Origin of the sequence: Streptomyces sp. NPDC046939 (assembly GCF_040644575.1) — a bacterium.
Lineage (GTDB): Bacteria > Actinomycetota > Actinomycetes > Streptomycetales > Streptomycetaceae > Streptomyces.
In genome coordinates this window covers 281,219-302,447 of sequence record NZ_JBEYWV010000002.1, presented here as the reverse complement: position 1 = coordinate 302,447, position 21,229 = coordinate 281,219, and the positions used below count along the sequence as shown (strand labels likewise).

Annotated in this window: 22 protein-coding genes; 11 read left to right on the top strand and 11 right to left on the bottom strand. The window is 73.2% G+C overall.

Annotation, left to right across the window (positions count from 1 at the left end; genetic code table 11):
* Positions 1–197 precede the first annotated feature (197 nt).
* Positions 198–1,043, top strand: a complete 846-nt coding sequence (locus ABZ877_RS03670) for a DeoR/GlpR family DNA-binding transcription regulator (RefSeq protein ID WP_361063688.1) — start codon at positions 198–200, stop codon at positions 1,041–1,043.
* 86 nt (positions 1,044–1,129) lie between these two features.
* Positions 1,130–1,612: an SRPBCC family protein gene (locus tag ABZ877_RS03665; protein ID WP_361063685.1), complete on the top strand. Its 483-nt coding sequence runs from the start codon at positions 1,130–1,132 to the stop codon at positions 1,610–1,612.
* A gap of 37 nt (positions 1,613–1,649) precedes the next feature.
* On the opposite strand, the gene ABZ877_RS03660 is transcribed toward ABZ877_RS03665, so the two are convergent.
* The gene (locus ABZ877_RS03660; RefSeq protein WP_361063884.1) at positions 1,650–2,768 is read right to left on the bottom strand and encodes a PLP-dependent cysteine synthase family protein; all 1,119 of its coding nucleotides are present in this window, start codon (positions 2,766–2,768) and stop codon (positions 1,650–1,652) included.
* Between the two features lie 378 nt (positions 2,769–3,146).
* Here ABZ877_RS03660 and ABZ877_RS03655 point away from each other — a divergent pair, with 378 nt between their 5' ends.
* Both ABZ877_RS03655 and ABZ877_RS03650 read left to right on the top strand, forming a co-directional pair.
* The gene (locus tag ABZ877_RS03655) at positions 3,147–3,461 is read left to right on the top strand and encodes a hypothetical protein (RefSeq protein ID WP_361063682.1); all 315 of its coding nucleotides are present in this window, start codon (positions 3,147–3,149) and stop codon (positions 3,459–3,461) included.
* A 231-nt stretch (positions 3,462–3,692) separates the two neighbouring features.
* Positions 3,693–4,253 carry an ATP-binding protein gene (locus tag ABZ877_RS03650; protein WP_361063679.1) on the top strand — a complete coding sequence of 187 codons (561 nt, stop codon included), beginning with the start codon at positions 3,693–3,695 and terminating at the stop codon, positions 4,251–4,253.
* A 302-nt stretch (positions 4,254–4,555) separates the two neighbouring features.
* Here ABZ877_RS03650 and ABZ877_RS03645 read toward each other — a convergent pair whose 3' ends face one another.
* The 3 genes from ABZ877_RS03645 to ABZ877_RS03635 are packed head-to-tail and all read right to left on the bottom strand — an operon-like array spanning position 4,556 to position 8,195.
* A complete protein-coding gene (locus tag ABZ877_RS03645) occupies positions 4,556–7,120 on the bottom strand; it encodes an FtsX-like permease family protein (RefSeq protein WP_361063677.1) in 2,565 nt (854 codons plus the stop codon).
* Positions 7,117–7,890, bottom strand: a complete 774-nt coding sequence (locus ABZ877_RS03640; protein WP_361063674.1) for an ABC transporter ATP-binding protein — start codon at positions 7,888–7,890, stop codon at positions 7,117–7,119. The genes ABZ877_RS03645 and ABZ877_RS03640 overlap by 4 nt, the downstream gene beginning before the upstream one ends.
* Positions 7,887–8,195, bottom strand: coding sequence for an SHOCT domain-containing protein (locus ABZ877_RS03635; protein ID WP_361063671.1), 309 nt, complete (start codon positions 8,193–8,195; stop codon positions 7,887–7,889). Before ABZ877_RS03635 ends, ABZ877_RS03640 begins: the two co-directional genes overlap by 4 nt.
* Positions 8,196–8,353: 158 nt before the next feature.
* Between ABZ877_RS03635 and ABZ877_RS03630 the strand changes: the two genes are divergently transcribed.
* Both ABZ877_RS03630 and ABZ877_RS03625 read left to right on the top strand, forming a co-directional pair.
* A complete protein-coding gene (locus tag ABZ877_RS03630; protein ID WP_361063668.1) occupies positions 8,354–8,917 on the top strand; it encodes a TetR/AcrR family transcriptional regulator in 564 nt (187 codons plus the stop codon).
* Between the two features lie 14 nt (positions 8,918–8,931).
* Complete coding sequence (locus ABZ877_RS03625; RefSeq protein WP_361063665.1) at positions 8,932–9,516, top strand: DUF4865 family protein; 585 nt, start codon at positions 8,932–8,934, stop codon at positions 9,514–9,516.
* Between the two features lie 20 nt (positions 9,517–9,536).
* On the opposite strand, the gene ABZ877_RS03620 is transcribed toward ABZ877_RS03625, so the two are convergent.
* From ABZ877_RS03620 to ABZ877_RS03605, 4 genes are all read right to left on the bottom strand, one after another.
* A complete protein-coding gene (locus ABZ877_RS03620; RefSeq protein WP_361063662.1) occupies positions 9,537–10,793 on the bottom strand; it encodes an ROK family protein in 1,257 nt (418 codons plus the stop codon).
* Between the two features lie 59 nt (positions 10,794–10,852).
* Positions 10,853–11,503: an alpha-ketoglutarate-dependent dioxygenase AlkB gene (locus ABZ877_RS03615; protein ID WP_361063659.1), complete on the bottom strand. Its 651-nt coding sequence runs from the start codon at positions 11,501–11,503 to the stop codon at positions 10,853–10,855.
* 84 nt (positions 11,504–11,587) lie between these two features.
* The gene (locus tag ABZ877_RS03610) at positions 11,588–12,439 is read right to left on the bottom strand and encodes a class II fructose-bisphosphate aldolase (protein ID WP_361063656.1); all 852 of its coding nucleotides are present in this window, start codon (positions 12,437–12,439) and stop codon (positions 11,588–11,590) included.
* Between the two features lie 32 nt (positions 12,440–12,471).
* Entirely contained in the window at positions 12,472–13,356 is an 885-nt protein-coding gene (locus ABZ877_RS03605) for a sugar isomerase (RefSeq protein ID WP_361063654.1), read from the bottom strand.
* A gap of 141 nt (positions 13,357–13,497) precedes the next feature.
* On the opposite strand from ABZ877_RS03605, the gene ABZ877_RS03600 reads away from it, so the two are divergent.
* From ABZ877_RS03600 to ABZ877_RS03590, 3 genes are all read left to right on the top strand, one after another.
* Positions 13,498–14,277, top strand: a complete 780-nt coding sequence (locus ABZ877_RS03600; RefSeq protein ID WP_361063651.1) for a DeoR/GlpR family DNA-binding transcription regulator — start codon at positions 13,498–13,500, stop codon at positions 14,275–14,277.
* A 120-nt stretch (positions 14,278–14,397) separates the two neighbouring features.
* Positions 14,398–15,603, top strand: coding sequence for an MFS transporter (locus tag ABZ877_RS03595; RefSeq protein ID WP_361063648.1), 1,206 nt, complete (start codon positions 14,398–14,400; stop codon positions 15,601–15,603).
* 255 nt (positions 15,604–15,858) lie between these two features.
* Positions 15,859–16,596, top strand: coding sequence for a maleylpyruvate isomerase family mycothiol-dependent enzyme (locus tag ABZ877_RS03590; RefSeq protein WP_361063881.1), 738 nt, complete (start codon positions 15,859–15,861; stop codon positions 16,594–16,596).
* Between the two features lie 27 nt (positions 16,597–16,623).
* Here the strand turns inward: ABZ877_RS03590 and ABZ877_RS03585 are convergent, their stop codons facing one another.
* Positions 16,624–17,040 (bottom strand): MarR family transcriptional regulator, encoded by a 417-nt coding sequence (locus ABZ877_RS03585; protein ID WP_361063645.1) that lies wholly within the window; start codon positions 17,038–17,040, stop codon positions 16,624–16,626.
* Between the two features lie 86 nt (positions 17,041–17,126).
* Here ABZ877_RS03585 and ABZ877_RS03580 point away from each other — a divergent pair, with 86 nt between their 5' ends.
* The gene (locus tag ABZ877_RS03580; RefSeq protein ID WP_361063642.1) at positions 17,127–18,644 is read left to right on the top strand and encodes an MFS transporter; all 1,518 of its coding nucleotides are present in this window, start codon (positions 17,127–17,129) and stop codon (positions 18,642–18,644) included.
* A gap of 4 nt (positions 18,645–18,648) precedes the next feature.
* Here ABZ877_RS03580 and ABZ877_RS03575 read toward each other — a convergent pair whose 3' ends face one another.
* Positions 18,649–19,314 carry a response regulator transcription factor gene (locus ABZ877_RS03575; RefSeq protein ID WP_361063639.1) on the bottom strand — a complete coding sequence of 222 codons (666 nt, stop codon included), beginning with the start codon at positions 19,312–19,314 and terminating at the stop codon, positions 18,649–18,651.
* On the bottom strand, positions 19,311–20,543 hold the full coding sequence (locus ABZ877_RS03570) for a sensor histidine kinase (RefSeq protein ID WP_361063636.1): 1,233 nt from the start codon (positions 20,541–20,543) through the stop codon (positions 19,311–19,313). Before ABZ877_RS03570 ends, ABZ877_RS03575 begins: the two co-directional genes overlap by 4 nt.
* 212 nt (positions 20,544–20,755) lie before the next feature.
* Between ABZ877_RS03570 and ABZ877_RS03565 the strand changes: the two genes are divergently transcribed.
* Complete coding sequence (locus tag ABZ877_RS03565) at positions 20,756–21,226, top strand: nitroreductase family deazaflavin-dependent oxidoreductase (RefSeq protein ID WP_361063633.1); 471 nt, start codon at positions 20,756–20,758, stop codon at positions 21,224–21,226.
* Positions 21,227–21,229: the final 3 nt, after the last annotated feature.

Sequence of the window (21,229 nt, the reverse complement as noted above, 5' to 3'; positions counted from 1 at the left end):
CCCGCTCGGCGCGCGCGTGCACCTCGTCCCTCACGGAATCTCCCCGATCGTTGCGGCACCGATGTGCGCGGAGCCCTCGCCGGGGGTGGTACGGCGGTGGTACGGCTGTCGGTGGCACATGCGAGGATGACGACGCGATGAGCACACCGTGTGGCAGCCCGCGAGAGGCGGGGTTCGGCGAAGGGATCCGACGGGACGTGAGCGAGAATCAGAACCTCCTCGCGGAGCAGCGCCGCTCCCTGATCCTCGACGAGGTCCGCCGCCGCGGCGGCGTCCGGGTCAACGAGCTGACCAGGAAGCTCGGCGTCTCCGACATGACGGTCCGCCGCGACCTCGACGCGCTGGCGCGCCAGGGCGTCCTGGAGAAGGTGCACGGCGGCGCCGTCCCGGTCGTCGAGGCCAGCTCGCACGAGCCGGGGTTCGAGGCCAAGTCCGGTCTCGAGCTGACCGCCAAGGAGGACATCGCGCGCGCGGCGGCGTCGCTGGCCGCGCCCGGCACCGCGATCGCCCTGTCCGGCGGGACGACGACGTACGCGCTGGCCCAGCACCTGCTCGACGTGCCGGACCTGACGGTGGTGACGAACTCGGTGCGGGTCGCCGACGTCTTCCACGCGGCGCAGCGCAGCGCGGGCACCCGGCAGGGGGCGGCGACGGTGGTCCTCACCGGCGGGGTGCGCACCCCGTCCGACTCGCTCGTGGGTCCCGTCGCGGACCAGGCCATCGCGGCGCTCCACTTCGACGTGCTCTTCCTCGGGGTGCACGGCATAAGCCCGCAGGCCGGTCTCTCCACGCCGAACCTCGCGGAGGCGGAGACGAACCGGCGGCTCGTGCAGTCCGCGCGGCGTGTGGTGGTCGTCGCCGACCACACCAAGTGGGGGACGGTGGGGCTCAGCTCGTTCGCCTCCCTCGACCAGGTGGACACGCTGGTGACGGACGCGGGGCTGCCGGTGGAGGCGCGCGCCGAGATCGACGAGCACGTACGGCTCGTGGTGGCCGGGGAGCCGGTGCCGTCCGGGGGCGGCGAGGGCGGTACAGACATCTGACGGAGGGGTGGCTATGGTGACCGTGCTCGGTCAACCACCCTTGTCCGCAGGCCCGTTGGGGCTTCCTGTACGGAGGCTGAACGTTCATGGCACGCAGGCTCCTGCCCGTAGGTCCGGACTTCGTCGAGACCGCTCCGCTCCGCCTCGTCTTCGCCCGTGAGGTGTCGGCCCCGCCGGAGGCGGTGTACCGGGCGCTCGTGGACGACGTGCCCGGGTGGCCGCAGTGGTTCTCCGCGGTGACGTTCGCGCGGCTGCTCGACGGCGGCACCCGGCGCGAGGTCCACCTCAAGGGCGGGACACGCGCCCTGGAGACGATCGTCGCGGCGGAGCCGGACACGCGGTATGCCTACCGGGTCGACCGGATCAACGTGCCCGGGGTGCGGGCGCTCCTGGAGGAGTGGCGGATCGTGGGCGTGCCCGGTGGGGCGCGGGTGCAGTGGACGTTCGCGGCGGACGGGACGGCCGCGTTCCGGGCGGTGCTCAGGCTGGGGCGGTCCGGGCTCGGGCGGGCGTTCCGTGACGCGGTCGGGGCGCTTGACGCTCGGCTGGCTTCGGCGCCCCGTACGTGAGCCGGGGGTTACGGGGCTCTGCCCCGGACCCCGCTCCTCAAGCGCCGGACGGGCTTGAAGTCCCGGGCCACTCGCCCGTCGACAGGAGCTGGTCGATCGTTCTCGCGTACGGCGTGATGTCCAGGCCCTGGCGCTCCAGCCATTCGTCCGCGTAGTACTTGTCGAGATAGCGGTCGCCCGGGTCGCACAGCAGGGTGACCACGCTGCCCTTGCGGCCCTCGGCCACCATCTCCGCGACGATCCTGAGGGCGCTCCACAGACCCGTGCCGGTCGAGCCGCCCGCCTTGCGGCCGATGGCGCGCTCCAGGGCGCGGACGGCGGCGACGCTCGCCGCGTCCGGGACCTTCATCATGCGGTCGATGGCGCCGGGGACGAAGCTGGGCTCCATGCGCGGGCGGCCGATGCCCTCGATGCGGGAGCCGCAGTCGCTGGTGGCGTCGGGGTTGTCCGTCGTCCAGCCCTCGAAGAAGCAGGAGTTCTCGGGGTCGGCGACGCAGATGCGGGTGTCGTGCTGCATGTAGTGGACGTAGCGGGCGAGCGTCGCCGAGGTGCCACCGGTGCCGGCCGTGGCCACGATCCAGGCCGGACAGGGGTAGCGCTCCAGTTCGAGCTGGCGGTAGATGGACTCGGCGATGTTGTTGTTGCCGCGCCAGTCCGTCGCCCGTTCCGCGTACGTGAACTGGTCCATGTAGTGGCCGCCGGTGCGGGCGGCGAGGGCGGCCGACTCCTCGTACATCGTCCGCGGGTCGTCGACGAAGTGGCAGCGGCCGCCGTGGAACTCGATCAGCCGGCACTTCTCGGCGCTCGTCGTACGCGGCATCACCGCGATGAAGGGGACGCCGATCAGCTTCGCGAAGTACGCCTCCGAGACGGCCGTGGAGCCGCTGGACGCCTCGATGACGGGGCGGTCCGGCCGGATCCAGCCGTTGCACAGGCCGTAGAGGAAGAGCGAGCGGGCCAGACGATGCTTGAGGCTGCCGGTGGGGTGGGTCGACTCGTCCTTCAGATAGAGGTCGATGCCCCAGTGCTCGGGGAGCGGGAAACGCAGCAGGTGGGTGTCGGCCGAACGGTTGTTGTCGGCCTGCACCTTGCGGACGGCCTCTTTGAGCCATGTTCGGTATGCGGTGTCGCTGCGGTCGATGTCGAGCGTCGGCAGCGGCTCACCGGCCGTGCCGTCGCCTGCGGGACGATCCTGCTCACGTGTGCTCACCGCGCGGCTCCTTCGCGTCGTTCCGCGCGTCGGCCAGGGCGGAACAGGTCGGGACGACGTGCCGAACGAGCCGGTGCGGATCCGGTCGGACCTGACCGGACACTCCCGATCATAGACACCTCCCGCACGCTTCTCACCTGCATAAACACCTCTTTGAGCAGCTCAAAGGCGGGCCTGGCGATGGGCGGGGACGCCTGCCCGGGGGGAGGCATGTTCGGGGTGCGCCTGCTGCTTCACACCACGTCCACATGTGTACTGGTGCTCCTGGCCAGGTGCGTGCAGACTGCACCGCACGGACGCACTCGAACGAGGGGGCGAAACGGCATGGCGGAGCCGGAGTTCACGGCGACGGGCGTGCGCATCGGGCGGGGGCTGCGCTCACTGACCCGGGCCGGACAGGTCCGGATAGCGGGCGGCAGGCTCGAACTGCTCACGAGTTACGGCAGTGAGATCGACAGCGCGCCCCTCGCGGAAGTCCGCGCGGGCAAACCCTGGTTCGGCTCCGACGACAGCGCCACGGCCGAGGTCGACGGGCGGCGGTATCTGCTGCGGCTCGGCGAGCAGAGCACGGACGCGGGGCCACCGACCGCGCGCCGGTTCATCGAGGCGGTGCGCAGGGCGACGACGCGCACGCCCTGAGCCGGTCCGCCCGTCCGACGGCCCGCACGCCGCGCCGCGCCGGGTGAGCCGTCGAAGTTGCAGCGCCGCATCCCCTGGGTCACGCTGGTCACGCATCACTACTCAGGGTTTACCGGCGATGACGCTGCGAACCAGCCCGCCGGACACGTAGCGGGCGGTCCTGCCACAGCGTGATCGCACCGCTCGATCCGTACTCGTCTTCTTCCGGACCTATTTCGGGGAGTCGCAGCCGTGATCAGCCAGCCGAGCAGGCATTGCACGGTGGAGCTCCAAGCCCTGCCGTCGCGGATCGGACAGGTCCGCAGAATCGTATCGGCGCAGTTGCGCTACTGGCATCTCGACCCATTGATCGACCTCGCGGAGCTCGGCGTCACCGAGCTGCTCACCAACGTGCACCGGCACGTCGAGCCGGACAAGAGGTGCACCGTCGAGATGGAGTTGCGCAGCGAGCGACTGACGCTCTCGGTGCACGACCACGACCCACGCCTCCCCGAGATACGGGACGACGACGTGCCCGCCGACGCGGTGTGCGGCGACGCGGCCTGTGATGACCTGGCCGCGCTCGCCACCTGCGGGCGCGGGCTCGCGATGGTCGCCGCCGTCAGCGAGAGCTGGGGGGTGCGGCCGCACGGCGACGGCGGCAAGGTCGTCTGGTTCACCCTGCCGGCCCCCGCCCCCGCGAAGGCGCTCCCGCCGACCCCGGTCCACACCGCGATCACCCCCCTCGACACCGACGTGTCCCCCCGCCCGGCCCCCCACCACGCTCCCGCCCGGTCGGCCGTCGCAGGCTGACCGGGCGGTGACACCCCGCGTCCGCGGGGAACGGGGGGGTCTTGGGGCGCGGGGATGGTCGGGCTGGGCTGAGGGCGGGCGGTGCTCATGAGGGCTCGGGGATGGTCGGGCTGGGCACGTGGTGGGCGGTGCTCATGAAGGCTCGGGGATGGGTCGGGCCGGGGTCGCGGTCGGCGGTGCGCATGAAGGCGCGGGGGTGTTCCGGCCGGGCTCACGGTCGGCGGTTGTGGGCGCACGGGCGCCCCGGCGCCTCTACCGCCGGGTGCGCCCCGCCACCGCCGGTGCGCCCGGCCACCGTCCCCTCACTCCATCGCGATCGCCCGGAGTACGTCCATGCGGGATGCCCTGCGGGCGGGGCGTAGGCCCGCCACGGCGCCGGCTGTCAGGCCCACCAGGGTCACGACGGCGAGCCGAGCTGGGGGCAGGGTGAAGACGAACGTGCTGGTCGTCGCGTTGTCGGAGGACTTGATCAGGGCCCAGCCCAGGAACGCGCCGAGGAGGAGGCCGCCCGCCGTGCCGAAGGCGGCGATGAGGACCGACTCCCAGCGGACCATGGCCCGGGACTGGGGACGGGTCTGGCCGACGGCGCGGAGCAGGCCGAGTTCGCGGGTGCGTTCGTGCACGGCGAGGGTGAGCGTGTTGGCGATGCCGAGGAGCGCGATGAGGACGGCCAGGGCGAGCAGCGCGTAGACGAGGGTCAGCATCATGTCGATGCCGCCCGCCGAGGACTGCGCGTACGCCTCGCGGGTCTGGACCTCGGGGTTGCCGAAGCGCTGCGCCACCTTCTCGACCGCCGCGGCGCCCTCCCCCGTACGCACGCCGTCCTTGAAGGTGACGGAGACCAGCGTGTCCGCGTCCTGCGTGCGGTGCGGCGCCCACGCCTCGCGGGTGATGACGTAGTCGCCGACGAGTTCGGAGCGGCCGTAGACGGCGCGGACGGTGAAGGGCCGTGTCGCGCCGTCGGTGAAGGTGAGATGGGTCGTGTCGCCGAGGCGCAGGTGCCGGGCGTCGGCCTCGGCGCGGGTGAGGGCGAGTCCGTCGCGGCCGAGCGCGGTGAGTGAGCCCTGGACCTCGCCCAGGTCGAAGGAGCGGGACAGGGCCACCGGGTCGGTGACCGTCAGGGCGCGGCCCTCGCCGTCCACGTCGGCGACGCCCTTGCCGAGCCCGACCGCCGTCGCCACCTCGGGCAGCTTCGCGACGGCCGGGGCGAGCCGCGGGCTCAGACCGCTGCCGCCCGCGCCGAACGACGGCGTGGAGACGGCGACGTCGCCCGCGAAGGACCGGTCGACGGTCTGGTTCATCGTCGCTTTCAGCGAGGCGCCGAAGACGGTGAACAGGGCGACCACCGCGACGCCGATCATCAGGGCGCCGGCGGTGGCGGCGGTCCGTTTCGGGCTGCGGAGCGCGTTGCGGCGGGCGAGGCCGCCGGTGACGCCGCGCACCTTGTCGAGGGGCGCGCCCAGCACCCGTACGGCCGAGGCCGCGGCGACCGGGCCGAGCACGATGAACGAGACGAGCACCATGGCCGCCCCCGTGCCCGCGAGCACCAGCGACGGGGGTGAGGTCAGGACGCCGGTGAGGGTGGTGGCGATCGCGGCCAGGCCGAGCACCGTGCCGAGCAGGGCGCGGCGCCGGGAGGCGCCCGACCCGTCGACGGCCGTCTCCCGCAGCGCGGCCAGCGGCGCGGTCCGTCCCGCGCGCAGGGCGGGCAGCAGCGCCGATCCGAGGCAGACGACGACACCGACGGCCGACGGCAGCAGCAGGGACAGGGCGCTGATCACCAACGCGCCGTCGGGGAACGGGAACCCGATCGCCGGGAACAGCGCCCGCAGTCCGGCCGCGATCCCGACACCGCCCGCGAGCCCGGCCGCCGAGGCGAGGACGGCGACGGCGCTCGCCTCGATGAGCGTCGAGCCCGTGACCTGGCGCCGGGACGCGCCGAGGGCGCGCAACAGGGCGTTCTCGCGCGTGCGTTGGGCCACGACGATCGCGAACGTGTTGTGGATCGAGAAGGTCGCGACGAGCAGCGCGATGCCGGAGAAGACGAGCAGGAAGGTGGTGAACAGGGTCAGGAACTGGCCGGAGATCATGTCGGTGTTCTCCTGCGCGGACTCCTGGCCGGTGAGGGCCTCCACCCCGTCCGGCAGGTGTGCGCGCAGGCGGTCGACGAGCTGGCTCTGGCTCACGCCGGGGTCCGCCCGCACCTGGATCGACGCGGCCTCGCCCGGCTTGGCCGTCAGATACTTCTCCGCGTCCGCGCGGGTCATCCCGGTGAAGGTGACCTGTGCCATGCCGTCCTCGCCGCCGAACGTGGCGAGGCCGACGATCCTCACCCGTACCGGGTCCGGCGTCCGCAGCGTCGTCGTGTCGCCGATCCGCAGATGGCCCTTCTCGGCGGCGCCGCGGTTGACGACGACCTCGCCGCTCGCGCGCGGGACGCGCCCCTGTGCGAGCTGGTACGGGTTGAGGCGTGCGTCGGTGATCCAGTTGCCGGCGAGCGTGGGCGGGCCCTGGCCCCCGATGGGTTCGCCGTCCGCGCCGATGAGCTGTCCGGCGCCCTGGATGTTCGGCGCGGCGGCGGCGACGCCGGGCTCGTCGGCCAGGTCGTCCGCGAGGGACGCGGCGACGGGCCTGCGCGTGCCCTGGCTCTGGCCGGGCGTGGTGATGACGTTCGTGCTGCGGACGACGGCGTCGGTGCCGCTGCTGGCGCCCGCGAACATGGCGTCGAAGCTGGCGCGCAGCGTGTCGCCCATGACGAGGGTGCCCGCGAGGAACGCGACACCGATCAGGACGGCGGTGAACGTACCGGCGAACCGCCTCTTGTGCGCGGTGAGGGACTTCAGGCTGAGCCGGGCGACGGCGTTCATGACGGCCCCGCCCCCTCGGACGCCACGTGTTCGAGCGCCTTCATGCGGTCGAGGATCGTGCGGGCGGTGGGGCGGTCCATCCGGTCGACGAGGCGGCCGTCGGCGAGGAAGACCACCTCGTCGGCGTGGGCGGCGGCGACCGGGTCGTGCGTCACCATGACGACGGTCCGGTCGGTGCGCCGCACCGCGTCGCCGAGGAGTGCGAGGACCTCCGCGCCGGAGCGCGAGTCGAGGTTCCCGGTGGGCTCGTCGGCGAAGACGACGTCGGGCCGGCCCGCGAACGCCCGTGCCACGGCGACGCGTTGCTGCTGTCCGCCGGAGAGTTCGGCGGGCCGGTGGTGCAGCCGGTCGCGCAGGCCCACGGTGTCGATGAGCGCGTCGAGCCACTCCTCGTCGGGGCGGGCCCCGGCGAGGTCCGTCGGCAGGGTGATGTTCTCCGCGACGGTCAGGGTGGGCACGAGGTTGAACGCCTGGAAGACGAAGCCGATCCGGTCGCGGCGCAGCAGCGTCAGGCGCCGGTCGTCAAGGGCGCTCAGCTCGGTGTCGCCGAGGTACGCGGACCCTTCCGTCAGCGTGTCGAGCCCGGCCGCGCAGTGCATCAGCGTGGACTTGCCCGAACCGGACGGCCCCATGATCGCGGTGAAGCGCCCGGCGCGGAAGCCGACGCTCACGCCGTCGAGGGCGCGGACGGCGGTGTCCCCGGTCCCGTACACCTTGACGGCCTTGTCGACGCGCGCGGCGGTACGGGTGAGGGTGGCGGCGGCGGTCATGCCGCACCGCCCTTGCCCGTCGCCGGGTGCCCGAACTCCTCGTTCAGGACGGACAGCCTGCGCCAGTACTCGTCCTCGTCGATCTCCCCGGCGGCGAAGCGTCGGCCGAGGACGGCGATCGGCGAGTCCGGCCCGACGCGCGGCCCGGACCGCCACGACCCGCGCCCGCCGCGCCACACGGTGCGGCGCAGGAGGGCGACGCCGCCGATCACGACGGCCGCCCAGACGAGCGGGAGGAAAAGAATCCACGGACCGGGGCCGTCGCCGCCGCCGAAGTGCGCGAGTGTTGTCTGCATCTGACTCATCTCCCGAGGGGTGCCACGTGTTGGCTGCTTGCTCGATGGTTCGAGCCTCGCGCCGGGAGGTGGTCCGGGTCGTCGTACGGCCAGCGGCACCGCACGTACGCCCATGGGAGTACGGGCTGATCTTGTTCTCTGTACCTACTAGTACGTACACTGCGGTCGTGAAGACTCAGGAGCGACTGATCGAGACGACCCGCGAGCTTCTGTGGGAGCGCGGTTACGTCGGCACCAGCCCGAAGGCGATCCTCCAGCGGGCGGGTGTCGGCCAGGGCAGCATGTACCACCATTTCACCGGCAAGCAGGATCTGGCGCTCGCCTCCATCCGGCGCACCGGCGAGGAGATGCGGGCCGCTGTCGACCGGTTGCTCGACGCCGACGGCACGGCGTACGAGCGGGTCGAGGCGTACCTGCTGCGCGAGCGTGACGTCCTGCGCGGCTGTCCCGTCGGGCGGCTCACGATGGATCCGGACGTCCTCGCCAGCGAGGAGCTGCGCACACCTGTCGACGAGACCATCGCACACGTGCGGAACCGGTTGGCCGAGGTGGTGCGGGAAGGTGTCGACCGCGGTGAGTTCGGGCCACATGTGGTGCCGGACGAGCTGGCGGCGACCATCGTGGCCACCGTCCAGGGCGGTTACGTCCTGGCCCGCGCCGGCGGCGACACCGGCGCCTTCGAGGCGGGCGTACGCGGCCTGCTGGCACTTCTCTCCCCCGCCACCGACTGAAGGCGCGACGAATCATGCACGCGATGCAGTACGAGATCACCCTCCCGGCCGACTACGACATGGGGTTCATCCGCGCGCGGGTCGCGGAGAAGGGGCATCTGCTCGACGACTTCGCGGGTCTGGGCGTCAAGGCGTACCTGGTGCGGGAGCGCGGCGTCGACGGTTCGCCCGTGAACCAGTACGCGCCGTTCTACCTGTGGACCAGCCCGCAGGGCATGAACGCCTTCCTCTGGGGGCCCGGTTTCCAGGGCATCGTGCGGGACTTCGGGCGCCCGGTCGTCCAGCACTGGACGGGTGTGGCATACGAGGAGGGCCGCGCGGCCGGGAACGTCGCACGGGCGGCCGTACGGCGGCGGACCCCGGTCGAGGCGGGCGCCGATCTGCCGCGGCTCATGGCGGAGTCGGTCGAGTCGGTGACGCGACTCGCCGCCGCCGAGGGCGTGGTGTACGCGGCCGCCGCCGTCGACCCCCGTACCTGGGAGCTGCTGACCTTCTCCGTCTGGGACCACGCGTCACCCGACGCCCCCGGCGACGTCTACCAAGTGCTGCACCTGTCGCAGCCCGAGCGGAAGCTGCTGCCGCGCGGGAGGCAGTGGTAGCGGAGGCTGCACACAACGCCTCAGACCCCGGCGAGCGCGCCCAGGGGGTCGTCGAGCACCGGCTGCCAGGCCAGTTCGGCGGCGCCGACCAGGCTGTTGTGGTCGAGCGTGCACGCCAGGATGGGGACGCCACCGCTGCGCCCCCACAGGCTGCGGTCGGCGACGACGGCGCGCAGCCGTTCGGGGGCGGCGTCCAGGAGCGTGCGGTGCAGGCCGCCGAGGATGATGCGGTCCGGGTTCAGGATGTTGACGAGCCCGGCGAGACCGAGGCCGAGCCGGTCGACGAGCGCCTCCAGGGCCGTGCGCACCCCGCGGTCGTGCGGCGCCTCCGCGAGCAGGGCGCGGGCCTGGTCCAGGAGGGAGCCGCCCGGGTCCGGGTCGCGGCCCGCGGCGATGAGGAAGGCCAGCGGGTCGGCCTCCACGTCGAGGCAGCCGCGGCTGCCGCAGTGGCAGGGGCGGCCCTCGGGGTTGACCGTGAGGTGCCCGACCTCCAGGGCGAGGCCGGAACTGCCGGTGTGCAGGCGGCCGTCGATGACGAGGGCGCCGCCGACGCCGCGGTGGCCCGTGGCGACGCACAGCAGGTCGCGGGCGCCGCGCCCGGCGCCGTGCCGGTGCTCGGCGAGCGCGGCCAGGTTGACGTCGTTCGCCGCGAACGCGGGGATGCCGAGGCCCGCCTCCCGTACGCAGTCGGCGAAGATCTGCCGCACCGGGGCCCCGGCGGGCCACGCCAGGTGCAGCGGGTTGAGGGCCGTGCCCTCGGGCTCCGCGACGGCGGACGGCACGGCGAGCCCCGCGCCGACGCACCGCCGCCCGGTCGTCTCCAGGAGCCGGACGCCCGCCTCCACGACGGAGCGCAGGACGTCCGCCGGGTCCGGGTCGATGATCGCGCAGCCGGGCGTGGTGGCGACGATGCGGCCGCCGAGTCCGACGAGCGCCGCGCGGTACCCGTCGGAGTGCACCTGCGCGGCGAGCGCGACCGGGCCGTCCTCGGCGACGGAGAGGCGGTGCGAGGGGCGGCCCTGCGAACCGGCGGCGGCGCTCGGCCTCGCGTCGATCCGGATCAGCCCGAGCGCTTCGAGCTCGGCGGCTACGGCGCCCGCGGTCGCGCGGGTCACGCCGAGTTCGGCGGTGAGGACGGCGCGGGTCGGCGCCCGCCCGGTGTGGACGAGTTCGAGCGCGGGCCCGAGCGCGCTGCGGCCCCGCTCCAGGCGCGGTGGCCGCGCGGCCCCGCCGCCCGCCGCCTGTCCCCCGGCCCCGGAGCCGTCCTGCCCGCCCATCAGCAACTCCTCGCCCTGATCACGGTCAGGAATGGTAGCCGGTGAAGGCCGTGGCCCCGTCAGAGTCCGCTGACGCGCAGGGTGATGTTGAGCCTGCCCGTCAGACCCAGTCCGGGCGGCGCGGTTCCGGGCAGGGTGCGGGGCACCCCGTGGTACGCGAACCGGGAGGGGCCGCCGAACACGAACAGGTCGCCGCTGTGCAGCTCCACGTCCTTGTAGGGCTTCGTCCGTGTCTCGGTGTTCCCGAACCGGAAGACACATGTGTCGCCGAGGCTGAGCGAGACGACCGGCGCGGCGGACCGCTCGTCGCGGTCCTGGTGCATGCCCATACGGGCGTCGGCGTCGTAGTGGTTGATCAGCGCGATGTCGTACGGCTCCCGCCCCGGCGCCTCCCCGTACGCGGCGGTGACCGCGCGCCGCCCCAGCTCCGCCAGGTCGGGCGGCATCGCCTTCACGGGCTGCCCGTCGCCGTCGACGGCGGTGCGCGCGTACCCGTACGGGAACCAGTGCCAGCCGAGCCCGAACTGCCGGACCGTCATCCGGCCCCTGCCGGGCAGGCGCACCTCGCGCAGCCCGGCGGGCGGGCGCGCCCACGTCCGGCACGCCTCGACGAGTGCGCGCTGCTCGGCCGTGCCGAGCCAGTCCGGGACGTGGACCGCGCCGGGGGCGATCTCCTCGGGCGGGCGGGCGAACAGTCCGGGTGCGGTCATGCCTCCATCCTGCGCCCTCGCCATGACACACGTGTGCCCGGCAGGCGGCCTGCCGGGCACACGTGTGGTGAGGTGTGCCGGGGCTCAGCCCCGCACCACCGTGATGAGCTCCCCGACGGTACGGACCATGGCCTCGCGCCCGACCGTCAGATACTTGCGGGAGTCGACGGCGTCGGGGTGTCCGGCGAGGAACTCCCTGATGGCGGCGGTCATCGCGATGTTGAGGGCCGTGCCGACGTTGACCTTGGCGATGCCGCCGCGCACGGCCGCCGCCAGCTCGTCGTCCGGCACCCCGGAGGACCCGTGCAGCACCAGCGGCACGTCCAGCCCCTCGGCGAGCCGCTTGAGGAGGTCGTGGTCGAGGGCGGCAGTGCGGGTCGTCATCGCGTGCGAGGAGCCGATCGCGACGGCGAGCGCGTCCACCCCCGCGTCGGAGACGAACGCGCGCGCCTCCCCCGGGTCGGTACGGGCGCCGGGCGCGTGCGCGTCGAGCGGCGCGGCCCCGTCCTTGCCGCCGACCTCGCCCAGCTCGGCCTCGACCCACAGGCCGTGCGCGTGGCCCCAGTCGGCGGCGGCGCGGGTCGCGGCGAGGTTCTCGTCGTAGGGCAGGCGCGCGGCGTCGTACATCACCGAGCTGAACCCGGCGTCGGCGGCCTGTCGCAGCAGTTCGTCGCTCTGTACGTGGTCCAGGTGGAGGGCGACGTCGACGCGGGCCGCCTCGGCGACGGCCACCGCGGCGCGGGCCAGCGGCAGGAGGCGGCCGTAGCGGTAGCGGACCGCGTTCTCGGAGATCTGCAGGACGACGGGGGCGTCCACGGACTCGGCGCCCGCGACGACGGCCTCGACGTGTTCGAGCGTGATGACGTTGAAGGCGGCGACGGCGCCGCGACGGGCCGCCGCCGCGCCGACGAGTGTCCCTGTGGCTGCGAGGGGCACTGCCCCTCCTCTCAAGTGGGCCGCGGTCGCGGTCAGTTGGCGGTCAGGATCACCGAGCGCGTGAGGTGGCGGGGGCGGTCGGGGTCGAGGCCCTGGCGGGCGGCGACCGCGACGGCGAGGCGCTGGGCGCGGACGAGTTCCGCGAGCGGGTCGAGACGGCCCTCGACCCACTGGGCGCCGGTCGCGGCGACCTGCTCGGCCAGGCCCTCGGGCGCCTCGCCGATCATCCAGGTGGCGGTGCCCGCGGTGGTGACGCTGATCGGGCCGTGGCGGTACTCCATCGCGGGGTACGCCTCGGTCCACGACAGGGACGCCTCGCGCATCTTCAGCGCGGCCTCGTTGGCGAGGCCGACCGTCCAGCCGCGGCCGAGGAAGGTGAACTGGCCGCACTCGACGAGCCCTTCGGGCAGCGGTTCGGCGAGGGCGGTGCGCGCGTCGGCGACGGCCTGCTCGGTGTGGAGGCCGAGGTGGGCGCGGAGCAGGGTGAGCGCGGTCGTGGCGAAGCGGGTCTGCACCACGGACTGCTCGTCGGCGAAGTCCAGGACCACGAGGTCGTCGGCGGCCGTCCTGATCGGGGTGTCCGGGTCGCCGGTGAGGGCGGTCGTGCGGACCTTGCCCTTCAGCGCGGCGAGGAGGTCGAGGACCTCGGTGGTGGTGCCGGAGCGGGTCAGCGCCACGACCCGGTCGTAGGAGCGGCCCGAGGGGAACTCCGACGCCGCGAACGCGTCGGTCTCACCCTCGCCCGCCTGTTCGCGCAAGCCGGCCGCCGCCTGCGCCATGAACCACGAGGTGCCGCAGCCGACGATCGCGACCCGCTCACCCTGCGCCGGCAGCGCGGCCTTGTGCGTGAGGGCCAGCTCCGCGGCCCGTGTCCAGCACTCCGGCTGGCTGTTCAGCTCGTTCTCGACGTGACTCATGTCCGTACCCACTCCCCGGTGGCTCGTTCACGGCGGTGCTTGTTCGTGCAAGATATAGCGAGCTTTCAAGCAGTATCAAGCATTCGCGCGCAAACGGTTAAGGTCGTGCCGACCGAGCCGATCGACGATTGGAGGCCGCGGATGTCCCGCGACGCCCGCTGGAAGTCCCTCCTGGAACTGCTCGTCGAGCGCGGCCGGCTCGACGTGGAGGAGGCGGCGGCCGAACTGGGGGTCTCCGCCGCGACGATCCGGCGCGACTTCGACCAGCTCGCCGAGCAGCAGATGCTCGTGCGCACGCGGGGCGGGGCCGTCGTGCACGGCGTCAGCTACGAGCTGCCCCTGCGCTACAAGACCGCGCTCGGCGCCGCCGAGAAGCAGCGCATCGCCAAGGCGGTCGCGGACCTCCTCACGCCCGGCGAGGCGGTCGGCCTCACCGGCGGCACGACGACGACGGAGGTCGCCCGCGCGCTCGCCGTCCGGCCCGACCTCGCCTCCGGCACCCCGGCGCTCACCGTCGTCACGAACGCCCTGAACATCGCCAACGAGCTGGCGGTGCGCCCCCAGTTCAAGATCGTGCTGACCGGCGGGGTGGCGCGCCCGCAGTCCTACGAGCTGATCGGCCCCCTGGCGGACGGCGTGCTCTCCCAAGTCACCCTGGACACGGCGGTCCTCGGCGTCGTCGGCCTCGACCTCACGCACGGCGCCTCCGCCCACGACGAGGCCGAAGCGGCGATCAACCGCCTCCTGTGCGAACGCGCGGAACGGGTCGTGGTCGCGGCGGACTCCACCAAACTGGGCCAGCGCGCCTTCGCCCGCATCTGCCCCATGTCCCAGGTGGACATCCTGGTCACGGACACGGCGGCGGAGAGGGAGACGCTGGGGCGGTTCGAGGAGGCGGGGGTGCGGGTGATCGCGGTGTGAGGAGGCGGGACTCCTCCCCGTACCGCCCCGCACGGTCAGTCCACAGCTCAGCGGCGCCCAAGCCGCCCCTCGGGCAAACCCCCTTGTCCCAAGCTCACCCCACCCCCTACCCTTCACTTTGTGCCGCTATTGAACAAACTCCGGGTCGTCAGCGCCGACGGCCCGCGTCGTTCGCCCCTGTCCCGGCTCCGCGCCGTGCTCACCCTCTTCTTCGCCCTCGACGGGTTCGTGTTCGCGGGCTGGGTCGTGCGCATCCCCGCGATCAAGGAGCAGACCGGGGCCTCCGCGAGTGCGCTCGGGCTCGCGCTGCTCGGGGTGTCGGCCGGAGCCGTCGTCACGATGATGCTGACGGGCGGGTTGTGCCGCCGGTTCGGCAGTCACGCGGTGACGGTGGCGTGCGGGGTGCTGCTCCCGCTCACCGTCGCCCTGCCCCCGCTGACCCACTCCCCGCTCGCGCTCGGCCTCGTCCTGCTGGCGTTCGGCGCCGCGTACGGCGGCATGAACGTGGCGATGAACAGCGCGGCCGTCGACCTCGTCGCCGCGCTGGGCCGACCGGTCATGCCGAGCTTCCACGCCGCGTTCAGCCTCGGCGGCATGGTCGGCTCGGGCCTCGGCGGACTCGTCGCGGGACACCTCTCGCCGACCCGGCACCTCCTCGCCCTCACCGTGATCGGCCTCGTGGTCACCGCTGCCGCCGCACCGACCCTGCTGCGTCACACCCCACCGGCCCCGCCGGAACGCGTCCAGGACGAGGACGCCGCCCCGCGCCCCGCCGGCCGCCGCGCCACCGGCCTCGTGATCGTCTTCGGCCTCATCGCCCTGTGCACGGCGTACGGGGAAGGGGCCCTGGCCGACTGGAGCGCGCTCCACCTCGAAGAGGACCTGCACGCACATCCGGGTGTCGCCGCGGCCAGTTACTCGTGCTTCGCGTTCGCCATGACGATCGGCCGGCTCTCCGGCACGGCCCTGCTCGAACGGCTCGGCAGGACCCGCACCATGGTCCTCGGCGGGGCGACCGGCGCGGCCGGAATGCTGCTCGGCGCGCTCGCACCCTCGGTGTGGCTGACCCTCGTCGGCTTCGCGGTGACCGGCCTCGGCCTGGCCAACCTCTTCCCCGTCGCCATCGAACGCGCCGGAGCCCTCGCGGGCCCGACCGGCGTCGCCGCCGCCTCGACCCTCGGCTATGGCGGCATGCTCCTCGGCCCGCCCGCGATCGGCTTCATGGCGGACTGGTTCTCCCTGCCCACGGCCCTGACAAGCGTGGCGCTGCTCGCGGCGATCGCCGCGACCATAGCCTTCGCAACCCGCAATGCGACGACTCCCTGAGCATTACGGTCCCCCGAGCACGGCGGCTTCCCGAGTTCGACGGTCCCCCGAGTACGACGCCGCCCAAGCACGACGGCCCCCGAGCACCACGACTCCCCGACCACGACGCCTCCCCAAGCACGACGCCGCCCGAGCGCGACGACCCCGAGCACGACACCCCCGCGCCGCCACCCCCGCTCCCCGCATCTCAATCCCCGAAAACCGTGTCCCCGGACCCGTGTCACCCGGCACACTCGCCCCATGGAGATACGTCCCATCGAGATAGCCGAACACCTTCACGTCGTGGACACCGAGGGCCGGCGCCTCGCGGCCGCTGCCGAGCAGGCGGGTGTCGACGCCAAGGTGCCGACCTGCCCGGGGTGGCAGATCCGGGACCTGCTGCGGCACACGGGCATGGTGCACCGCTGGGCCGCGGGGTTCGTCGCGGAGGGGCACCAGGAGCCGCACCCGGACGGCGGCCTGCCCGATCTCGACGGGGAGGAGCTGATCGACTGGTTCCGGCGGGGACACACGTATCTGGTCGACACGTTGACGCAGGCGCCGCCCTCCGTGTCGTGCTGGACCTTCCTTCCCGCCCCCAGCCCGCTCGCCTTCTGGGCGCGGCGGCAGGCCCACGAGACGACGGTGCACCGGGTCGACGCCCAGTCGGCGCTGACGACCGCGCCGGACCCGATCGCCGAGGACATCGCGGTCGACGGGATCGAGGAGCTGCTGCTCGGCATGCACGCCCGCAAGAAGAGCCGGGTCCGCTCGGACGAGCCGAAGGTGCTGCGCGTACGGGCGACGGACGCCGACGCGACCTGGACCGTCCACATCACCCAGGACCCGCCCGCGACCGAGCACGGCGGAACGGCCGAGGCGGACTGCGAACTGGCGGGCCCGGCCGCGCGCCTCTACCTGTCGCTGTGGAACCGGCTGCCGTTCCCGTCCCTGACGGGCGACGCGTCGGTGGCCGCGCTGTGGCGCGAGCGCTCGGCGATCACCTGGAACTGACCCCGGCACGCCTTCCGCGACCGGGGATCACTCCTCGGCCGTCAGCATCCGGCTCAGCACAGCACGCTGCAACGGCCGTACCTCGCCGTGCAGTTCACGCCCCTTGGGCGTCAGGCAGACCCGCACGCCGCGCCGGTCCTCGCTGCACATCCCGCGCTCCACGAGCCCGTCCTTCTCGAGGCGGCCGATGAGGCGGGACAGCGCGCTCTGGCTCAGATGGACCTGCGCGGCGATCTCCTGCACCCGGAACCCGTCGGCGCCGTCCTCGGCCGTGCCCTCGGCGAGCACATCGAGGACCTCGAAGTCGCTGGCGCCGAGTCCGTGCTGGTGCAGCGCACGGTCGAGTTCGCACATCGTGCGCGCGTGTACCGCGAGGATGCCCCGCCACTGGTCCACGAGGTCCGGCGCGGCCGCGACCCTCGCTCCCGACTTGTGTGCCGCCATGGTCGCACCGTAGCAGAGAATTCCGCTTTATTGCATCGGCATTAAATGCGCTTGCATTGAATGCATGTGCATGTACTGTGCTCCGCATGACTTCTCCGCTCACCTCTGCTCCGTCCTCGTCCGAGGCGTCCCAGGAGCAGGCGTCCCAGGAGCACTGGTCCCCCCGCCTCTGGGGGACGTTGCTCGTCCTGTGCGCCGCGATGTTCCTCGACGCGCTCGACGTGTCGATGGTCGGCGTCGCCCTGCCCTCGATCGGCTCTGAACTGGATCTGTCGACCGCCACACTGCAATGGGTCGTCAGCGGCTACATCCTCGGCTACGGCGGCCTCCTGCTGCTCGGCGGCCGCGCGGCCGACCTCCTCGGACGGCGCCGCGTCTTCCTCGTGGCGCTCGGCGTCTTCGCGGTCGCGTCCCTGCTCGGCGGGCTCGTCGACTCGGGGCCGCTGCTGATCGCGAGCCGCTTCATCAAGGGCCTGAGCGCCGCGTTCACCGCGCCGGCCGGCCTGTCGATCATCACGACGACGTTCGCCGAGGGCCCGGTCCGCAACCGCGCCCTGTCCATCTACACCACCTGCGCCGCCACCGGCTTCTCCATGGGCCTCGTCCTGTCCGGGCTCCTGACGGAGGCGAGCTGGCGCCTGACCATGCTGCTCCCCGCGCCGATCGCGGTGATCGCCCTGCTCGTCGGCCTCAAGCTGATCCCGCACAGCGCCAAGGAGGAGAACCACCGCGGCTACGACGTCCCCGGCGCCGTCACCGGCACCCTCGCCATGCTGCTGCTCGTCTTCACCGTGGTCCAGGCCCCGGAGGCCGGCTGGGGATCGGCCCGCACCCTGCTCTCCTTCCTCGCCGTCGCCGTCCTCCTCACCGTGTTCGTCCGCATCGAGCGCCGCTCCCCGGGCCCGCTGATCCGGCTCGGCGTGCTGCGCTCCGGCTCGCAGATCCGCGCCCAGATCGGCGCGATGACCTTCTTCGGCTCCTACGTCAGCTTCCAGTTCCTCGCGACGCTGTACCTCCAGTCGCTGCTCGGCTGGTCCGCGCTGAGCATGGCGCTCGCCTTCCTGCCCGCGGGCGCCCTCGTCGCCCTGTCCTCGACGAAGGTCGGCGCGATCGTGGACCGCTTCGGCACCCCGCGCGTGATCGCGACCGGCTTCGCGCTCATGGTGCTCGGCTACGCCCTGTTCCTGCGCATCAACCTCGACCCGGTCTACGCGGCCGTCATCCTGCCGACGATGCTGCTGATCGGCGCCGCCTGCGCCCTGGTCTTCCCGTCCCTGAACATCCAGGCCACCAACGGCGTCCACGATGACGAGCAGGGCATGGTCTCCGGCCTGCTCAACACCTCCGTGCAGGTCGGCGGCGCGATCTTCCTCGCGGTGGTGACGGCGGTGGTCACGGCCCAGGCCCCGGAGGGCGCGGCGCCGCAGGCGGTCCTCGACAGCTTCCGGCCCGGCCTGATCGTGATCACCGCGGTCGCCCTGGTGGGTCTGCTCACCACCCTGACCGGCCTGCGGACGCGCCCCACGCGGGACAGCGTCGTCGTCGTGAAGTCCGTACCCCGGGAGGCCGCGGCCACGGAGGAGGAACTCGCGCTGCGCGACTGACGGCTCAGCCGAGCCAGCCGGGCCGCACGAGCCCCGACTCGTAGGCGAGGACGACAAGCTGGGCGCGGTCGCGCGCGCCCAGCTTCACCATCGTCCGGCTCACATGAGTCTTGGCGGTGAGCGGGCTGACGACGAGGCGGCGGGCGATCTCCGCGTTGGACAGGCCGATGCCGACGAGCGCCATCACCTCCCGCTCCCGCTCGGTCAGCCCGGCCAGCGACGCCGCCGCCTCCGGCTCCTTGGACCGCGCCGCGAACTCCGCGATCAGCCGCCGGGTCACCCCCGGCGAGAGCAGCGCGTCCCCCTCGCCAACGGCCCGCACGGCGCGCAGCAGTTCCGCCGGTTCGGTGTCCTTGACCAGGAAGCCGGAGGCGCCGGCCCTGATCGCCTCGAAGACGTACTCGTCGAGCTCGAAGGTGGTCAGCATGACGACCCTCACCGCCGCGAGATCGGGGTCCGCGCCGATCTGGCGGGTGGCGGCGAGTCCGTCGAGGAGCGGCATGCGGATGTCCATGAGGACGACATCGGGCCGCAGCGCCCGCACCGCGCGGACCGCCTCCTCGCCGTCGGCGGCCTCGCCCGCCACCTCGATGTCGTCCTGCGCGTCGAGCAGCGCCCGGAATCCGGCGCGGACGAGCGACTGGTCGTCGGCGAGCAGTACGCGGATCAACGCGGGGTCTCCTTCGACGGCGCGGCGGTGAGGGGCAGTTCGGCGACGACCCGGAAGCCGCCGTCGGGGCGCGGGCCCGCCTCGATCGTCCCACCGAGGGCGGCGGCGCGCTCGCGCATCCCGGCGAGCCCGTTGCCGCTGCCGCCCGCCTCGGCGTGGCTCGCGGGACCTTCGTCATCAACGGTGAGCCTCAACTGGTTACCTGCGTAACGCAGTTGAACGCGTGCACGACGCGACTCCGAGTGCCGTACGACATTGGTCAACGCCTCCTGCACGATGCGGAACGCGGCGAGGTCGGCGCCCGGCGGCAGGGCCGGACGCCTGCCGTCCGTACGGACGTCGACGGTCAGCCCGGCTCCGGCCGCCTGCTCCACGAGTTCCGGCAGCCGGTCGAGGCCGGGCGCCGGGGCGCGGGGCGCCGCGCCGGGCGCCCTCAGCGTGTCGAGCACCTGCCGGACCTCGCCGAGCGCCTCCTTGCTCGCGTCCTTGATGGTGGTCAGCGCGGTGCGCGCCTGCTCGGGGTCGGTGTCGAGCAGGGCGAGCCCGACACCCGCCTGCACATTGATCACGGAGATCGAGTGCGCGAGCACGTCGTGGAGTTCGCGGGCGATGCGCAGCCGTTCCTCGTCGGCCCGCCGCCGCGCCGCCCGCTCCCGCTCGGCCCGCGCCTGCTCCCCCTGCTCGCGCCGGACCCGTGCCAGTTCGGCGACGGCCACGACGGCGAGCACCCACGCGGCGACGAGCCCCTCCTGTCCCCAGGGCCGCGGCCCGTCGCCGGACGGGGGCAGGTACGCGTACAGCCAGTGCGCCAGGAGCAGATGGCCCAGCCAGAGCAGCCCGGCGGCGGACCAGGCCGCGCGCCGGTGCCCGGCGACGATCGCCGAGAAGCACGCCAGCGCGACGGTCAGGAAGACGGGCCCGTACGGATAGCCGCCGCCCAGATAGACGGAAGCGCAGACGACGGTGGCGAACGCGACCGGCACCGGGTGGCGGTGCCGCCACAGCAGCACGAGACAGCCGGTGATCAGCAGCAGGCGGGCGAGGAGGTCGAGGGCGACGCGGTCGGTCTGATTCCGCGCGGCGAAGTGCGACCCGGCGAGAACGAACACCGTGACCAACGCGGTGGACCGCCAGGGCCACCGACCACGCGCCCCTGCGACCCACCACGTCTCCCCCACACCCCGGCCCCGCCACGCCGAACCGCTGCCTGGCCCTCGCTGCTCCTCCATGCCGCCACGCTAAGCCGCGCGGCCGGTGACCGGCGTCGGCCCGGCGAGGTGATCACCCATACTCCCAGGGAAGTACGCCCCACGCGTCCAGCCGCCCGCACCCGCCCGCGACCGGCGTCGGCCCGGCGAGGCTTGATGGGGCGCACGGCCGCGCGCACACTGCCCCCAAGCGGGAGCAGCGCTCCCGGAATCTCACCCCTCAGGAGTTCCGGATGTCCGCGCACACCCACCTGCAGAAGCCCGGCTGGTTCTTCACGCACGTCACCAATCCGACCGTCATCTGGCTGTGCCGCCGGGGGATCGGCGTCTGGGGCTCCCGGATCCTGGTCGTCCGGGGCCGTAAGAGCGGGGTCGCGCGGCAGACGCCCGTCCATGTGCTGACCGTCGACGGGCAGAGCTACATCATGGCTCCGCGCGGTCACGTCCAGTGGACCCACAATTTGCGGGCGGCGGGCCGCGGAGAGCTGCGTCTGGGCAAGAAGGCCGCCCCGTTCACCGCCACCGAGATCGCCGACGACGACAAGCCTCCGCTGCTGCGCGCGTACATGAAGCGCTGGAGGGCGGAGGTCCGCGTGTTCTTTCCCGACGTGAGCCGGAAGGCGACCGAGGACGAGCTGCGCCGCATAGCCCCGAGTCGCCCCGTCTTCCGTATCACCCCGGGCGCTGACGCCCCGCGCCCGTAGCGG